The organism is Streptomyces sp. NPDC006487, from assembly GCF_042870555.1.
GTDB lineage: Bacteria > Actinomycetota > Actinomycetes > Streptomycetales > Streptomycetaceae > Streptomyces.
On record NZ_JBIAHN010000004.1, the window covers coordinates 110,119 to 126,527 of the forward strand.

Sequence of the window (16,409 nt, forward strand, 5' to 3'; positions counted from 1 at the left end):
AAGGCGGCTTTCCGTCCGGTGAGGTGCGGCGAGTTCCCGCGGGGCGGCAACGCGAAGGACCCGACACGTCGAACGGGCCGGGGGTTCCCACCCTACGACGCGGGTCCGACGGCCGCGCGTGGGATCCGGCCGGGATTCGGGTCGCTCGTGGCGGTGGCGGCGGGACACCCGGTCCTGCCGCGAACGACCCCGGCCCCGGCCCACCCGAACGGGTGAGACGGGGCCGGGGCGCTCCCCCGTACGACCGGCCGGCGACTACTCGCTGGCGATCGCGTTCAGGACGTTCATCCGGCCCGCCCGGAAAGCCGGGACCAGTGCGGCCAGCAGGCCGACCAGGGCGGAGCCGGCGAACACGCCGAGGATGGTGGGCCACGGGATCTCGAGGATCTTCATGCCCTCCAGTGCGAGGAGCTGGTGGGCGGTGGCGCCCCAGCCCATGCCGAGCCCGAGGCCCAGCAGGGCTCCGAAGAGGGCGATGACCACCGACTCCAGGCGGATCATGCGGCGCAGCTGGCGGCGGGAGAGGCCGATGGCGCGCATCAGGCCGATCTCGCGGGTCCGCTCGACCACCGAGAGGGCCAGGGTGTTCACCACGCCGAGGACCGCGACGATGATCGCGAGGGCGAGGAGCGCGTAGACCACGTTCAGCAGCTGGCCGACCTGGTCCTTGAGCGCCTGCTTGTAGTCCGTCTGGTTGAGCACCTGGTACTGCGGGTACTCGGCCAGCGCCGACTTGACGGCCGCGTAGGCGGCTTCGTCCTGGCCGTCCTTCGCGGTGGCCAGCACCATGAAGGGCCTGGGCAGCTTGTCGGCGGGCAGGTTCGCCTCGGCGACGGCGGTGCTGACGTACTTCATGCCCTTGTCGAGGTTGCCCTCGTCGCTGGTGATCGCCGCGACCTTGAGCTTGGCGGTCTTGCCGCCGGTGAAGGCGACCGTCAGCTCGTCACCGAGCTTGACCCGGTGCTTGGTGGCGTATTCGGAGCCCACCGACATCGAGCCCGGCTTGTACGCGTCCGCGTGCTCGCCGGCCGTCGTCTTGCGGCGGACGTCCTGGGCGTAGGTGGGGTCCTGGACCCCGAGGCCGTCGCCCTCGGTGGTGCCGTCGGGGGCGGTGATCTTGGCGTCGACCTCCCGGTAGGCGGTGACGTGCGCCAGGCCCTGCGTCCGGCGCAGCGCCTGTTCGGCCTGCGGTACGACCGGCTGCCCGGTCTGGGACTGGACGATGAAGTCCGCGCCGACCGACTTGTCGAGCTCGTCGGTGGCCGAGGCCACCATCGAGGAGCCGACCACCGACAGGCAGGCGACCAGCGCGAGGCCGATCATCAGCGCGGCGGCGGTGGCGCCGGTGCGCCGCGGGTTGCGCAGCGCGTTGCGCTCGGCGAGGCGGCCTATGGAGCCGAAGGGGCGCAGCACCGGGGCGGACAGGGCCCGGACCACGACGCCCGCGAGGAGCGGGCCGATCACGATGAACCCGATGAGGCTGAACAGCACGCCCAGACCCAGCCACTGCGCCCCGGTGCCGGCGGCGTCGGCGCTGCCGGCGAGGTAGAGGGCCGCGGCGCCGATGCCGGTGAGGCCCAGGCCCAGGGCGGCGCGGATCCGGCCGGCCTTCTTGTCGCCGGGGGTACCGGACTCGCGCAGGGCGGCCATCGGGGAGACCTTGCCGGCCCGGCGGGCCGGGATGAAGGCGGAGACGACGGTGACGACGACGCCGAGGACGATCCCGATGACCGGGGTGGTCCAGGCGATGGTGAGGTCCTCGGTGGACAGGCTCATGCCGAGCCCGCTCATGAGCTGCATCAGGCCGACGGCCAGGCCGATGCCTGCGGCGACGCCGAGGATCGAGCCGACGACACCGAGCAGCAGGGCCTCGATGACCACCGATTTGAGGACCTGGCCGCTGTCGGCGCCGATGGCTCGCATCAGGCCGATCTCACGGGTGCGCTGGGCGACCAGCATCGAGAAGGTGTTGAAGATCAGGAAGATCCCGACGAGGAAGGCGATCGCGGCGAAGCCGAGCATCACCCACTTCATGATGTCGAGGAAGTCCATGCTCTTGCGGTTGGCGTCCGCGGCTTCCTTGGCGGTCTGCAGCTTGTAGGCGTCGGCACCGACGGCGGCGGCGACGTTCTGCTTGAGCTGGGCGTCGCTCACCCCGTCCTTGGCGGTGACGTTCACGTGCGTGAAGGCGTCCGGCGCGCCGAGCAGCTTCTGCTGGGAGGTGGCGGTGTCGAAGTAGACGACGGTCGCGCCGGGGTTGGTCACGGTGAAGGCGGCGATACCGGTGATCTTGGAGCGGATGTCGCCGGTGACGGCGATGGTGCGGATGTCGTCACCCAGTTTGAGGTGGTGCTTCTTCGCCGTGTCGCCGTCGATCATCACATCGGTGGGGCCGCGCGGGGCCTGCCCCTCGATGATCTTCATCGACCTCAGTTCGTTCTCGGTCCAGTTGCCCGCGAAGGTCGGTGCTCCCGTGGTCGAGCCGAGGTTCTCGTTCTTGGAGTCGACGACGGTGACCGCCATCGAGGACACGCCGCCCTCGGCGGACTTCACGCCCTCGGCCTTCCTCACCTGCTCGACGACCGAGCCCGGCAGCGCCTGCGGCTTGCCGGTGTCGGGGGTCTCCCCGGTGGTCTCGGCCTCCTTCGGACTGACGGTGACATTGGCGTTGGTCACCGCGAACAGCTTGTCGAAGGTGGTGTTCATGGTGTCCGTGAACACCAGCGTCCCGCAGACGAAGGCGACGGAGAGCAGGACGGCCACGGCGGAGAGCGCCATCCGCCCCTTGTGCGCGAGGAAGTTGCGCCGCGCGGTCTTCATGACGGTCATGACGTCCGCCCACGGGCGTCGAAGTCCTTCATGCGGTCCAGGACCTGGTCGGCGGTGGGCCGGTGCATCTCGTCCACGATCCGGCCGTCCGCGAGGAAGATGACGCGGTCCGCGTAGGAGGCGGCGACCGGGTCGTGGGTGACCATGACGATGGTCTGGCCCAGCTCGTTCACCGAACGGCGCAGGAAGCCGAGGACCTCCGCGCCGGCCCGGGAGTCGAGGTTTCCGGTGGGCTCGTCGCCGAAGATGATCTGGGGCCGGGACGCCAGGGCGCGGGCGACTGCCACGCGCTGCTGCTGGCCGCCGGAGAGCTCGGTCGGACGGTGCTTGAGGCGGCCCGCCAGACCCACGGTCTCCACGACCCGGTTCAGCCACTCCGCGTCGGCCTTGCGGCCGGCGATGTCCATGGGGAGCGTGATGTTCTCCAGGGCGTTGAGCGTCGGCAGCAGGTTGAAGGCCTGGAAGATGAAACCGATCCGGTCGCGGCGCAGCTGCGTGAGCTTCTTGTCCTTCAGACCGGTGATCTCGGTGTCGTCCAGGAAGATCTGGCCGCTCGTGACCGTGTCCAGACCGGCCAGGCAGTGCATCAGCGTGGACTTGCCGGAGCCCGAGGGCCCCATGATCGCGGTGAACTGGCCGCGCTGGATGTCCACGTCCACCGCGTCGAGGGCGACGACCCGCGTCTCGCCGGAGCCGTAGGCCTTGACGACCTTCCGCGCCCGCGCCGCGACGGCCTCATGCCCTCCAGTACCCCCGTGCCTGGTTTCGGTCATAGCCGTTGTCACGGTGTTTCCCCTCGTGTCGATGCGTCTGCTCGTCGGTTCGCGCGCTGTGACGCGCTTCATTCGAAGTCTGCTGGGCGGAGTTCCGCGGCGCGCTGGTGCCAATCGCCGTATCCATAGGGGTGCTACCCCTACCCCCCGGACTCCCGCCCTGTAGTAACCAGTTAAGGAGCCCCGCGGCCTTTCCTCCTCCTCCCCCGGGACGAACCGTCCCTGGATCCTTATAAGGAGCAACCCCTAGGGGATCTCGCCCGTTGGGACGAGGCGCCCTACGGGGATACCACCCCGTCCTGCCGCAGTGAGAAGGTGTCCGCGCAGGTACGCACGGGGGGAAGGGTTTTTCATGGGCTCAGGGGAGAGCACGGGCGCGAGTACCGACGGCAGCGCCGGAGGCATACCCGGGAGCGACCCGGCAGGACCCGGAGCCCACGCCTCCGCCAAGCCGCGGCCCCGGACGGCCGTCGTCGCCGCCCTGATGCTGACCATGGGCCTCGTCGCCCTCGACAGCGCCGTCGTCGCCACCGCCGTCCCGCAGATCGTCGGCGACCTCGGCGGCTTCGCCGTCTTCTCCTGGATCTTCTCGGGCTACATCCTGGCCGGAACGGTCACCCTGCCCGTCTACGGCAAGCTGTCCGACACCTACGGCCGCAAGCCCGTCCTGCTCCTCGGCATCAGCCTCTTCCTGCTCGGCTCGCTGCTGTGCGCGGCGGCCTGGAACATGGCCGCCCTCATCGCCTTCCGGATCCTCCAGGGCCTGGGCGGCGGCGCCCTGCAGGGAACCGTCCAGACCCTGGCCGCCGATCTCTACCCGCTCAAGGACCGGCCGCGCATCCAGGCCCGGATGTCCGCGGTCTGGGCCACCTCGGCACTGACCGGCCCCGCGCTCGGCGGGCTGATCGCCACGTACACCGGCTGGCGCTGGATCTTCCTGATCAACCTGCCGCTGGCCGCCGCCGCCCTGTGGGTCATCAACCGTCATCTGGTCGAGCCCACGCGGGCCCCCGGCCGTACCGGCCCGGTCGACTGGGCCGGAGCCCTCTCCGTCTTCGCCTGCGGAGGGCTGCTGCTCTTCGCGCTGGTGCAGGGCGGGGTCGCCTGGCCCTGGCTGTCGGCGCCCTCGCTGGGACTGTTCGCGGCCGCCGCCGCGCTGGGCGTGCTCGTCGTCTGTGTCGAACGCCGGGCCGAGCAGCCCATCCTGCCCGGCTGGGTGTGGCGCCGGCGCACCATCGCCGCCGTCAACCTGGCCATGGCCGGGCTCGGCCTGCTGATGGTCGCCCCGATGGTGTTCATGCCGACGTACGCCCAGTCCGTACTCGGCCTCGGCCCCACCGGCGCCGGCCTGGTCACCTCCGCGATGACCCTGAGCTGGCCCATCAGCGCCGCCTGCGCCCAGCACGTCTACCGGCGCATCGGCTTCCGCAACACCGCCGCCACCGGGGTCTCCCTCGCCGCCCTCATCCTCGGCTCCTTCACCCTGCTCCCCTACCCCGCCCCGGTCTGGCAGCCCGTACTGATCATGCTGCTGCTGGGCGGGGCCCTCGGCCTCTTCCAGCTCCCGCTGATCGTCGGGGTCCAGTCCACGGTGGGCTGGGAGGAGCGCGGGACCACGACGGCCTCCGTGCTGTTCTGCCGCAACGTCGGGCAGAGCGTCGGAGCGGCGCTGCTGGGGGCCGTGGCCAACGCGACCATCGCCGGCCGGCTGGCGCAGGCGCCGGTGCCCGGGCTCCCCGCGACCCTGGACGACGTCTCCAAGGCCCTGGCCCAACCCGGCCTCCTGTCCCAGGAGGCCGACGACTACCTGCGCCGGGCCGTCGCCGCCGCCGGGGACCACATCTTCCTCGGCGCGACCCTGGCGGCGGTGGCGGCGGCACTGGTGCTGTTGCTCGTGGCGCCGCGGCGGTTCCCGCTGCTGCCGGAGCAGCGGGAGGGATGAGGGCGGGGCGACTTGTCATGCTCGGGATGAGACGGTAACCCTCTTCGGAGACGCCGCACTTCCGGGGGGACCACACATGACGTCCGCGCTCTTCGCACTCGCCTTACTCGCCGCCCTGGCGGGCCCGATCGTCCTGCGCCTCGTGCGCCGCCCCGGATTCGTCACCGGCCGCGACGGACGCCTCTCCACCTCGATCACGCTCGCCCTGGCCTGGACCGTGATCCTGGTGTGGCTGCTCCTGGCGACCCTCGGCTACGGGCTCACCGCGGGCGGCGGCGTCGACTGGTTCCAGGGACCCGAGGGCCCCCTGTCCTCGCTGACGACTGTCTACCTCCCCCTGCTCGGGGGCCCGTACGCCGCCCTGATCGCGGCGAAGGCGGTGGTCGGCATGCGGGTGGAGCGGGGCTCCATGGCCAAACCGGCGCCGAAGGGCACGGAGCGCCGTCCGGTGCACGACCTGATCTCGAACGACGGCGGGCGGACCGACCTGGTCGACCTGCAGTACGTGGCCCTGAGCGCGGTCACGATGCTGTACGTGGTGGCGTTCTTCCTGACGGACGTGGGCGGCGGGCTGCCGCGGCTGCCGGCGGAGATGTGGGCGCTGACCGGGGCCCCGGCCGGGGCGTACCTGTTGAACAAGATGGCGGTGCGGGGCATCCCGGTGATCACCGGGGTCACCGTGACGGACGGTCTGCTGACCGTCGCGGGCGGCGGCTTCGGGGACAACCCGCGGGTCGAGGTGAACGGCACGCCCCTGCCGACCGCGGTCGTCCCTGACGGGACCCTGACCGCGCCCCTCCCCGCGACGGCGCCGCCCGCCTTCGACGTGGTGGTCACCACCCACGGCCTCCGCAGCGATCCGGCCCCCTTCGCCCCGCCGGATCCGCTGCGCGGGGCGGAGTCCCCCACCCGCCCTTCCCCCGTTCCCAGGCCCCGGCCCTGACCCGGTCCTCAAACGCAGGACGGCTGAAATACCCGACCGGGGCCGGAAGGCCCACCCGGCCGGGGGCGGAGGCTTCCGGCCGGGGGTGAAGGCTTGCGAATCGGGCCGGGGCGGGGACGGGGGCGGGGTGGGGTGTTGGCCGGGACGTAAAGCGTGATGTGTGGCGCAGGTACACCCCACACCCTGTCGAAGCCACGCCCAGGGCGCCTAAATCATGCAGTCCAGGCCGACACCCCACCCCGCCCCCGGCACCGCCCCCACCCGCAGCCGGCCCCCGACCCCGGCCTCACCCCTCGGCAGGCGCCCGGCCCGTCAGGGCCGCCAGGCTGGAGCGGACGTGGTTCATGTGGGCCCGCATCTCGTCCTGGGACTCCCCGTGCTCCCGCAGGATCCGCTCCGTCTCCCGCCCGACCCGCTCCTCCCGCACCCGGGCCTCCGCGATGAGCTCCGCCGCCTTCGCCTCCGCGTCCTCCTGGCCGTGCCGGGCCGTCTCCTGGGCCTGCGCGAAGGCCCGCTTGGCCTCCGACAGCCGGGACTCCGCGTACCGTTCGAGCTCGGCGTGCCGAGACTCCAGTTCCGCCTCCCGCGCCGCCAGTTCCCGCTCCGCCGCGTCCCAGCGCTCCGCCTGTTCCTGTTCGCGCTCCGCGAGCAGCGCGTCCGCCCGGCGGGCCGCGTCCGCCAGCACCGCCTGCGCCTCCGCCCGCCACGCCGCCGCGTCGTCCCGCGCCTCGGTCCGTGCGTCGTCCGCCTCGCGCCCCGCCCGCAGCAGCCCCTGCCGGGCCCGGACCTCGGTCTGCTCCCGCACCGCCTGGGCATCGCCGCGCGCCAGCTCCGTGACCCGCTCGGCGTGCGCCTCGGCGGCGCCCGCCGCCGCCAGCGCGTCCGCCCGCGCGTCACCCCGTAGCGTCTCGGACTCCTCCTCGGCCAGGAGCAGGATCCGGCGGGCGCGCTCGCCGAGCTCCTCGTACGTCTGCGGGGCCAGTCCCGAGACCGCCACGCGCAGCCGCTCCGCCTCCGCCTCCATGTCCCTGGCCAGCACGGTCAGACGGGCCACCCGCTCCCAGGCCTCGTCCCGGCTGCCCGACAGCCGGGCGAGGTACCGGTCCACCTCTTCCGCCCGGTAGCCACGGCCACGCACGGTCGTAAAGGGTGCACTCATCCTGGAAGCGCCTCTCTCGCGGGGGTTCTTGCCAAGGATGCGTCATTTGCTCCCAGAAGCCCGAATGGCCGGGCCGAGACCCTGTTCGAGGGTCACGACCCGGCCATCCGGATGAGCTGGGGATCCTCGGAGGATCCCCTGAGGATCCGCTCGAGATCAGCAGAAACCGGTCAGAGGAGCCCGTCCCACATCTGCTCCAGCAGCACCGACCACCAGTTCTCCGGCGACGCGAGCGCCGCACTGTCCAGCCCCGCCAGGTTCGCCTGGAAATCGACGGTCCAGCGGCCCGCCTGCTCCGGCGTCAGATGCTGGCGCAGCCGCCACATGTGACCCAGCATCGCCAGCGACCGTACGAACTGCGGGAGCGAGGAGTTGACGAACTGCGGGGGCACCGGAGCCCCGCCCGGACCGCTCTCCACCGGCACCGCCACGATGTGCGCGGTCCCGTACTGCACGCACAGGGCCTTGCCGAAGTCGCTGCCCACCACCAGGTACGAGCCCGCGTCCGAGGCCGGCTGCACCTGCCGCTGCGCCGCCAGCTCGGCCAGCGTCGGCAGCGGGGCACCCGGTACGGCCTGGGCCCAGAAGAACGGCCCGAAATCGACGGGCAGACCCGACCACATCAGCGTCTGCGCCACGATCTCCGGCACGCCCTGCCGGGACACCGCGCGCTGCTCGAAGCGGAACACGCCCTGCGGCCCGAACGCCCCCGCCAGCTCCTGCGCGATCGCGTCCAGCGGGATCGCCGGCTGCAACGGCACCTGCGGCAGCGGTGCGCGCACCGGCGCGGGGCGCGCCGGGCCGTCCGCCACCTGGTGCAGTTCGCCCTGGTGGGTCAGCAGGTGCCGCATGCCCTGCTGCCGGCCCGCGTGGTCCGTGCCGTACGGAGCCACGCTCGTGATCCGGACCTGGGGCCAGGTCTCCCGGATCATGCGCGCGCAGTAGCCGCCGGGCAGTTCGCACGAGGCCAGCTCGGTGTGCAGTTCCAGCACCTGCTGCGGAGGCACGTTCATGGCCCGCAGCTCGTAGAGGATCTGCCACTCCGGGTGCGGGGTGCCGGGCGCGGAACGGCGGATGAGCTGCTGCTCGGAGCCGTCGGGAGCCCGGTAGCGCAGTACGGCCTGGTAGCCGGGGCCGACCGTGGGCGCCCCGGAAGCGGGTGCCTGCGGCGCGTGTACGGGTGACTGCGGCGCGGGACCGGGCGGGCCGGGCGGCGCGGGCTGCCCGGTCACGGCCGGACCGGCCAGCATCGTCGCGGCATGGTCCAGCCCGCCACCGGGAGCACCCGGAGCGCCGGGCGCACCCGGCGGACCGGGCGGCCGGGGTACGCCGGGACCGGCCAGCATGGTGGCGGCGTAGGCGTCTCCGCGCCCGCCGGACGACCCCGACGACCCGGGAGCCCCCGGCGGACCGGGAGGCGCGGGCTGCCCGGTCACGGCCGGACCCGCCAGCATCGTCGCGGCATGGTCCAGCCCGCCACCGGGAGCACCCGGAGCGCCGGGCGGGCCGGGCGGCGCGGGCTGCTGCGGACCGCCGGGGCCCGCGAGCATGGTGGCGGCGTGCGAAGGCGACCCGGCACCGCCGCCGGGCGCACCGGGCGCACCGGGCGGACCCGGCGGAGTCACGGGCGCGGGGGCCCCGGGCCGGTTGACCCGGGCCTTGCTCGTCGGCGCGTCGGCGATGTCCCCACGGGACACCCCGCCGGACACCCCGCCGGAACCGGCGGCGGAGCCGGAGCCCTGCCCCTCTGCCTGCCCCGACCGCGAGGACTCCGGGTCCAGCGCGGGCACGACGGCCGTCTTGGGCAGCTCACTGCCCCTGGGCATCAGGGTCGTGCGCGCCTCCGGGCCCGGCCCCGACGATGCCGGGGCGTCGTCCAGGTCCGTTCCGGACAGCGGCGGCGCGAACACCGTCGCCGGCAGCGGTACGGACACGGAGTCCGCACCGGGGTTCACATCGGTACCGGCCCAGGGCGTGGCCCCGGTCGGGACCGCGGCCGGCATCCCGTCGTTGGCGGTCGGCTCGTGGGGGACCTCTCCCCCGCGCCGCAACGGCACCGGCTGCGGCTCCGAAGGGCCCGCAGCGGAAGGAGCGGCCGGAGCCGCCTGCCCGACCGGCACAGAAGGGTCCGCCGGGGCTTCCGGAGCGGCGGGCACCGCCGGGGCCACCGGAGCCGCGGGGATCCCCGCACGGTCCGCCGCCTCCTGGAGCCACTCGGGCGGACTCAGCATGAACGAGGTCTGTTCCGAGTCGATGCGCGGCACCGGGACCGAAGCCTCGGCCTGCGCGGCGGACGCCCCGTACTCCTCCTCGTAGCGGCGGATCACCTCACCCACCGGCAGGCCGGGCCAGAGCGTCACCTCCCCGCTGTCCCGCGCGATGACGAGCCGCTGCCGGCCGGCCCCCGACACGGGGCCCGCCGCGCGGTCCTCCGCCCACACGACGAAACCGAGTCCGAACTCCCGTACGCGCACCTCTCGGTGCTGGTACGCGGGCACGTCCCCGTTGATCCATTCCTCGGCGCGCTCCTGCGCCTGCGCAAACGTCACCATCGCGCCGTCACCCTTCCACCGGTGCCGCTGCCGGACCGGCACCCGGAACCGAACGTTCTGCCGACCCGGCACCCGGCCCTGCTCCCGAACCTGCGCCCGACACGGGAACCGAGCGCGCGAATCCGCCGTCCACCATCAGACCGGCCACCGTTTCCAGCTCCGGCGGATTGCCCGCCAGCCGTTCCAGGAAGGCGTCGAAATCCGCACCGCACGGCAGCAGCAACCGCTCCACGCGTTCCTGGACGGACCAGCCGTCCTGGTCGCGCGCATCGTCGAACGGGGAGAACCAGACCGATCCGACTCCGCCCGCCGAGGACTCCCCGCGCACCTTCACCGCGAGCAGCCCGCCCTGCACGAAGGCCACGCACAGGTAGTCCTTCGTCAGGTGGTCCCGCAGGCACTTGTTGACGTAGAGGAGGTCGTTGACCGCCGCCTCCTCGCGCACCGTGAAGAACGGCTGGTCCACGAGCAGTCCCAGCTCCACGTCGAGACCGGCGCCCACCGGCGCGCAGCCGCCCGCCGCCTTCAGGAAGGAGCGGTACGCCTCCGGGAGCCGGTAGCCGAGGTCCTCCTCGACGCCCTGGACCTGCTGCTCGGACACCGAGACCACCGTCTTGGGCAGCCCCAGGTGCACCGGGCGCACCTCCTGCAAGGGCCGCGTCCCGCGCTTGTCGTGGTCCACCGCCGCCGTCGCCAGACCGGCGTGGTGCCTCAGCAGCGACTTCACCTCGACCGGGACCAGCTCCATGCGGCGCGTGCCGGACACGTGGTGCCAGGTCCAGCCGTGCGGGGTCGACACCGGGCCGACCGTGTCCCACAGTTCGTGGCCGGTCGCCCGCATGGCCGCGTTCGCGGACACGCAGTCCGTCAGGCGCAGCTCGTCCACGCCGAAGCCCTCCGGGGGCTCGGCGATCTCGACGGCGGCACGGGCGTACGGCGCGAAGTCAGGGTGCCCGTTCGCGTCGATGCGGACTCCGTGGGGATGGCGCGCGGCCCGGACGGGGTCCGGGAAATGCACGACCTGCCCCGAATAAGCGGCGTTGGGTGGCGCGGCCTGATGCCCGAGCCGACCTGTCGTCATGGCGGTAGCCCCCTGCTGGATCTGGCTGGTTCACCACAGCCTATGTGCTCCGGCAAGGACGTCACCCGCACGTGTGCGGGGACCCCGCGGGACGGCCGGGAAGATCCGAATTGATACGAATATTCGACCCCGCTTCCGCATGCCACAGGACATTTGACAGGCTGTCCCCACAGCACGGGGGCGTGCGCGACAGCGGTCAGCACCGCGGCCACGGGAGGGAAAGCGCACCATGCAGAACACGGCAACACGTACAGACGCGGCCGACGCCCACTCAGGGGGCGCGGGAGCCCGGGGATCCGCGGGCCCCGCGGACTCCCCCGGACCGGCGGACCCGCCCGGCCCCACGGGAACCGGCGGCCCGGCGGCCGCCCCCGCGCAGGCCCGCGCCGCGGCCGACCAGGGCCCCGGCGACCCCCGGCTGCGCTGGGGCGGAGGGGACGGCCGCCCCGCCGTGCCCACGCTCCGCTTCCGCCGCGACGGGATCCTGCCCACCGTGGCCGCCGCCCTGTCCGTACGCGGCGAAACCCTCACCGGGACCGCCGGCAAGGCCGACCTGCCGCCCGTACTGCACGCCCTCGTACAGGATTTCCTCGACACCCTCACGAGCGGCCAGCGCGAACGTTTCACCGGCCGATGTCCGGAGGCGATCCTGCTCTCCCGCCACCTCGCCGCCGTCGAGGGCGCCCGCAGCAAGCGCGCCTCGCGCAAGCCCCTGACGCCCAGCGAGGCGCGCCGCTCGCTGAAGCACTCCAAGATCACCGCTCGCCGCATCCGCGAGGACGGCGACCCGCTCCACGGCAGCTACGCACCGCCCTGCCGCTCCTGCGAGGCCCTCCTCGCCCACTTCGGCGTACGCCCCGTCGACCTCACTCACCCCGAGTAGCCGCCATGACGACCACCTCCGCTTCGTACGCCCGCTCCTCCGCGACCCGCTTCCCCGTCGCCGTGGACTCCGCCCTGCGCACCGCCGGCTGGGAGCCGGGCCGCTGGGACATCAAGCAAGCCGAGTACTGGGCCGACGCCCTGCGCGACCACACCACGCCCGCCGGGCACCGGCACACCGTGTTCCCGGCAGCCGTCGAGGCCTGGGCGGAGTTCGGCAACCTCACCGTCACCGCCCCCGGCCCCGGCCGCCAGATCGCGCCCACCGCGATACGCCTGGACCCGCTCACGGGCCTGCACCTCGCCCGTACCTTCGCGGACCTCGGCCGCGCCCTCTCCACCCAGCTCTGCCCGCTCGGCGTCGAGGCCGGCACGGACCCGGCCGGGGGAGGCTCCCACTTCGCCCTCGACCGCGAGGGCCGCGTCTACTGCGTGGACCACACCGGCGACTGGTACCTCGGCTCGAGCCTCGACGAGGCCCTCACCCTCCTCCTGACCGGCCTCCAGCCGACCCGTCTGACGGCGGGCTGAGCACCGGACGCCGCGGGCCCGGCCCGACCGGCAGGATCCGCGGGAGACGCCCTAGCCCTCCAGCCCGGGAAGCCGCTCCCCTTCCCCCGGGTAGCGGCCCTCCTCCAGCCGGAAGAGGTACGCCCGCAGGTCGGCGGCGAGCCCGCCCTCCAGGTACGCCCGGAACTCCCGCGCCCCCGCGGCGGCGTCCCGGTCGGCGGGATGGACGCTGTCCGCGTACTCGGCCAGCGTGATCTCCAGGTGTTCCTCGACCCGGGCCCGCCCGGCCCACCACCGGCGCACCGTCTCCGGGGTCCACCAGCGGTCCCCGTCGTACGCGTACTCCTGGAAGGGTTCCTCGTCCGCCGCGTTCACCACCTCGCGGACCTCGGCCGGGCTCCGCGGCTGCCGGAAGACGTACTCGAGGGCGTCCTCGGTGCTCGCCGCGTACATCACGTTGCCGGGCGCGTTGAGCCGCCCGGTCCAGCACGTGTCCGTCTCGCCCGTGTAGAAGGGTCCCGGAACGTTCAGCCAGAGCCGCTTCTCCCACCGCCCCTGGAACAGCTTCCGGTCCTCGTCCGTCAGCTCCGCCACCGGATCCCAGCCCACCGGATCCCAGCCCACCGTCGTCCCGGTCATCCCGGCTCTCCCCCTTTCCGCTCGCCCGGCAGGACCGCCGAGACCTTGAAGCCGCCCTCGTCCGTCGGGCCGGACACGAACACCCCGCCCAGTCCGAGCACCCGCTCGCGCATCCCGACCAGGCCGTTCCCGCCGCTGGGCAGTCCCGGTTCGGTCGCCTTGCCGTCGCAGGGGCCGTTCTCCACCTGCATGGCCACCTCTCCCTCCCGGTGTGCCAGCCGTACGACGACCCGTGCGCCCGCGGCGTGCTTGTGGCAGTTGGTCAGCGCCTCCTGCACCACCCGGTAGGCGGTCTGCTCCACCTCCGCCACGTACGCGGAGTACTCGCCGCGCACGTCCAGCTCCACGACCATCCCGGCCGCCCGCGACTGTCCCACCAGCGCCTCCAGCTCGCCCAGCGTCGGTCCGTCCTCGAAGCTCCCCACCAGGGCCACCGGCGCGGCCACGACCGCCGGCTTCGGCGCCTGCGCCCGCAGCACGCCGAGCATCTCGCGCAGCTCCGTCAGCGCCTGGCGTCCCATGTCCCCGACCAGCGCGGCGTTCCTCGCGGCCTTCACCGGATCCTTGGCGGCGATCGCCTGGACCGCCGCCGCGTGCACGACCATGAGCGACACCCGGTGCGCCACGACGTCGTGCATCTCCCGTGCGATCCGGGTCCGCTCCTCCGTACGGGCCCACTCGGCGCGTTCTTCCGCCCGGTCCGCGAGCAGCGACAGCTCCCGCTCCAGCGAGTCCGCCCGCTCCTGCAAGCTCTCCATCAGCCGCCTGCGGGCCGCCGTGTACAGGCCGAGCAGCACCGGCGGCACGGTCAGCGCCACCGCCACGAACACGGACAGGGTGACGGCGAAGGTGAAGGTGATCTCGGGGTCGTTCCGGGTCCGCATGTACATCGCCACGTAGGTCGCGGCCAGCGACATCGACGCCAGGGTCGCGGTGATCCGCCGGGGCACCTCGGAGGCGGCCAGCGTGTACAGCCCGACCAACCCGAGCAGGAACCCCATGGCCGCCGGCGCCACCGCGATGCCGACCAGCACCACGACGATCGGCCAGCGCCGCCGCAGGACGAGCACCGACCCGACCAGGACCCCGAACAGCACCCCGGCGAAGACCGGGATCCCGGCCTCGTGGGCGAACCAGACGCCCTCCACCGCGCACTCGGCGGCGGACACCGCGCCGAGCCCCGCGTCCAGCACGGCCGACCTGCGCCGCTCCCACCACAGGGGCCCGTCCCGCCCGGCCCCCGCCTCTCCCTGCTCTTCCCCCGTACTGGTCATGCGGTCCAGCCTACGCAGCGGCCCCGGTACGGAGGCGACCGGAAATCCCGTTGAAGGGCTCGGATTTGTACCGTCGCATTCAGGGCGCCCGGTGCGGCATAGTAGGTCCCGTCGACTCAACCATCGGGGCGCAATGTCCGGTTTGGTCGGTTAATCCCCTGTGGTGTAATTGGCAGCACTGAGGCTTTTGGTGCCTTATGTTCGGGTTCGAGTCCTGACAGGGGAGCTCACGGTCCGGGTCCTGACTTGCACAGTCGGGACCCACCCTCGTTTAGGGCCTTAAACCCACCGGTATCCTTCACGGGTCCACCACCCGAAGCCGAAGGGCACACCCGTGAGCGCCAACCGCCCGGCAGCCGTCGTCGTACTCGCAGCGGGTGAAGGCACCCGCATGAAGTCGGCCACACCCAAGGTTCTGCACGAGATCAGCGGGCGCTCGCTCGTCGGTCACGTCGTCGCCGCCTCCCGCGAGCTGGACCCCACCCACCTCGTCGTCGTCGTCGGGCACGCCCGCGAGCAGGTCACCGCGCACCTCGCCGCGATCGACGCCGACGTCCGCACGGCAGTCCAGTACGAGCAGAACGGCACCGGGCACGCCGTCCGGATGGCCCTCGAAGAGCTCGGCACCGACCGGCCCGCCGGCACCGTGGTCGTCGTCTGCGGCGACACCCCGCTGCTGACCGGCGAGACCCTGGCCGCGCTGACGGCCACGCACGAGGCCGACGGCAACGCCGTCACCGTGCTGACCGCCGAGGTCCCCGACTCCACCGGGTACGGCCGGATCATCCGCGGCGCCGACGGGGCGGTCACCGCCATCGTCGAGCACAAGGACGCCACCGACGCCCAGCGCGCCATCCGCGAGATCAACTCCGGGGTCTTCGCCTTCGACGGCGCCCTCCTCGTCGACGCCCTCGGCAAGGTCCGCACCGACAACAGCCAGGGCGAGGAGTACCTCACCGATGTGCTCGGCATCCTGCGCGAGGCCGGCCACCGCGTCGGCGCGGCCGTGGGCGCGGACCACCGGCAGATCCTCGGGATCAACAACCGGGTCCAGCTCGCCGAGGCCCGCGCACTGCTGAACGCCCGCCTGCTGGAGCGCGCCATGCTCGCCGGCGTGACGATCGTCGACCCGGCGAGCACCCTCGTCGACGTGACGGTGACTTTCGGCCAGGACGCGATCGTGCACCCCGGCACCCAGCTGCTCGGCACCACGCACATCGCCGAGCAGGCCGAGGTCGGCCCCAACACCCGCCTGAAGGACACCCACGTGGGTGCGGGCGCCCGCGTGGACAACACGGTGGCGGACACCGCCGTCGTCGGCGCCTCGGCGAGCGTCGGCCCCTTCGCGTACCTGCGTCCGGGCACGAACCTGGGCGCGAAGGCCAAGGCCGGCACGTACGTGGAGATGAAGAACGCCACGATCGGCGAGGGCACCAAGGTCCCGCACCTGTCCTACGTCGGCGACGCGACGATCGGCGAGTACACGAACATCGGCGCCGCCAGCGTGTTCGTCAACTACGACGGCGAACACAAGCACCACACGACCGTCGGCTCACACTGCAAGACGGGTTCGGACAACATGTTTGTGGCTCCCGTCACCATCGGGGACGGCGCCTACACGGCCGCCGGCTCCGTGATCACGAAGGACGTGCCGCCCGGCGCCCTGGCCGTCGCCCGCGGCCAGCAGCGGAATATCGAGGGCTGGGTGGCCCGCAAGCGTCCGGGAAGCGCGGCCGCAACGGCGGCCCAGTCGGCGGTCCACGAGGACTCCGACGAACGCTGAGGTGAACTGACCGGAAACGGCTACGCCCGAGACGGCGTACCG

At 72.9% G+C, this 16,409-nt stretch carries 12 protein-coding genes and 1 tRNA gene; 6 read left to right on the top strand and 7 right to left on the bottom strand.

Features of this window, described 5'->3' with window-relative positions; genetic code table 11:
• Nucleotides 1–255: 255 nt before the first annotated feature.
• A complete protein-coding gene (locus tag ACFYM0_RS07985; protein ID WP_388497916.1) occupies nt 256–2,829 on the bottom strand; it encodes an ABC transporter permease in 2,574 nt (857 codons plus the stop codon).
• Nucleotides 2,826–3,602, bottom strand: a complete 777-nt coding sequence (locus ACFYM0_RS07990; protein WP_279345861.1) for an ABC transporter ATP-binding protein — start codon at nt 3,600–3,602, stop codon at nt 2,826–2,828. Before ACFYM0_RS07990 ends, ACFYM0_RS07985 begins: the two co-directional genes overlap by 4 nt.
• 352 nt (nt 3,603–3,954) lie before the next feature.
• On the opposite strand from ACFYM0_RS07990, the gene ACFYM0_RS07995 reads away from it, so the two are divergent.
• Entirely contained in the window at nt 3,955–5,544 is a 1,590-nt protein-coding gene (locus ACFYM0_RS07995; protein ID WP_388497918.1) for an MFS transporter, read from the top strand.
• Between the two features lie 76 nt (nt 5,545–5,620).
• On the top strand, nt 5,621–6,487 hold the full coding sequence (locus ACFYM0_RS08000; RefSeq protein WP_388497919.1) for a hypothetical protein: 867 nt from the start codon (nt 5,621–5,623) through the stop codon (nt 6,485–6,487).
• Between the two features lie 286 nt (nt 6,488–6,773).
• Here the strand turns inward: ACFYM0_RS08000 and ACFYM0_RS08005 are convergent, their stop codons facing one another.
• From ACFYM0_RS08005 to ACFYM0_RS08015, 3 genes are all read right to left on the bottom strand, one after another.
• The gene (locus ACFYM0_RS08005) at nt 6,774–7,646 is read right to left on the bottom strand and encodes a DivIVA domain-containing protein (protein ID WP_388497920.1); all 873 of its coding nucleotides are present in this window, start codon (nt 7,644–7,646) and stop codon (nt 6,774–6,776) included.
• Nucleotides 7,647–7,816: 170 nt separating this feature from the next.
• Complete coding sequence (locus ACFYM0_RS08010; RefSeq protein WP_388497923.1) at nt 7,817–10,198, bottom strand: SUKH-4 family immunity protein; 2,382 nt, start codon at nt 10,196–10,198, stop codon at nt 7,817–7,819.
• Nucleotides 10,199–10,205: 7 nt separating this feature from the next.
• Nucleotides 10,206–11,279, bottom strand: a complete 1,074-nt coding sequence (locus ACFYM0_RS08015) for an SMI1/KNR4 family protein (RefSeq protein ID WP_388497926.1) — start codon at nt 11,277–11,279, stop codon at nt 10,206–10,208.
• Between the two features lie 418 nt (nt 11,280–11,697).
• On the opposite strand from ACFYM0_RS08015, the gene ACFYM0_RS08020 reads away from it, so the two are divergent.
• Nucleotides 11,698–12,162, top strand: coding sequence for a YwqJ-related putative deaminase (locus tag ACFYM0_RS08020; RefSeq protein ID WP_388498490.1), 465 nt, complete (start codon nt 11,698–11,700; stop codon nt 12,160–12,162).
• A 5-nt stretch (nt 12,163–12,167) separates the two neighbouring features.
• Nucleotides 12,168–12,692: an SUKH-3 domain-containing protein gene (locus tag ACFYM0_RS08025; protein WP_388497929.1), complete on the top strand. Its 525-nt coding sequence runs from the start codon at nt 12,168–12,170 to the stop codon at nt 12,690–12,692.
• Between the two features lie 51 nt (nt 12,693–12,743).
• Here the strand turns inward: ACFYM0_RS08025 and ACFYM0_RS08030 are convergent, their stop codons facing one another.
• Nucleotides 12,744–13,310: a hypothetical protein gene (locus tag ACFYM0_RS08030; protein WP_388497932.1), complete on the bottom strand. Its 567-nt coding sequence runs from the start codon at nt 13,308–13,310 to the stop codon at nt 12,744–12,746.
• The gene (locus ACFYM0_RS08035; RefSeq protein WP_388497934.1) at nt 13,307–14,584 is read right to left on the bottom strand and encodes a sensor histidine kinase; all 1,278 of its coding nucleotides are present in this window, start codon (nt 14,582–14,584) and stop codon (nt 13,307–13,309) included. Before ACFYM0_RS08035 ends, ACFYM0_RS08030 begins: the two co-directional genes overlap by 4 nt.
• Nucleotides 14,585–14,738: 154 nt before the next feature.
• Between ACFYM0_RS08035 and ACFYM0_RS08040 the strand changes: the two genes are divergently transcribed.
• A tRNA-Gln gene (locus tag ACFYM0_RS08040) sits at nt 14,739–14,810 on the top strand.
• A 108-nt stretch (nt 14,811–14,918) separates the two neighbouring features.
• Nucleotides 14,919–16,367: a bifunctional UDP-N-acetylglucosamine diphosphorylase/glucosamine-1-phosphate N-acetyltransferase GlmU gene (gene glmU / locus ACFYM0_RS08045; protein WP_388497937.1), complete on the top strand. Its 1,449-nt coding sequence runs from the start codon at nt 14,919–14,921 to the stop codon at nt 16,365–16,367.
• Nucleotides 16,368–16,409: the final 42 nt, after the last annotated feature.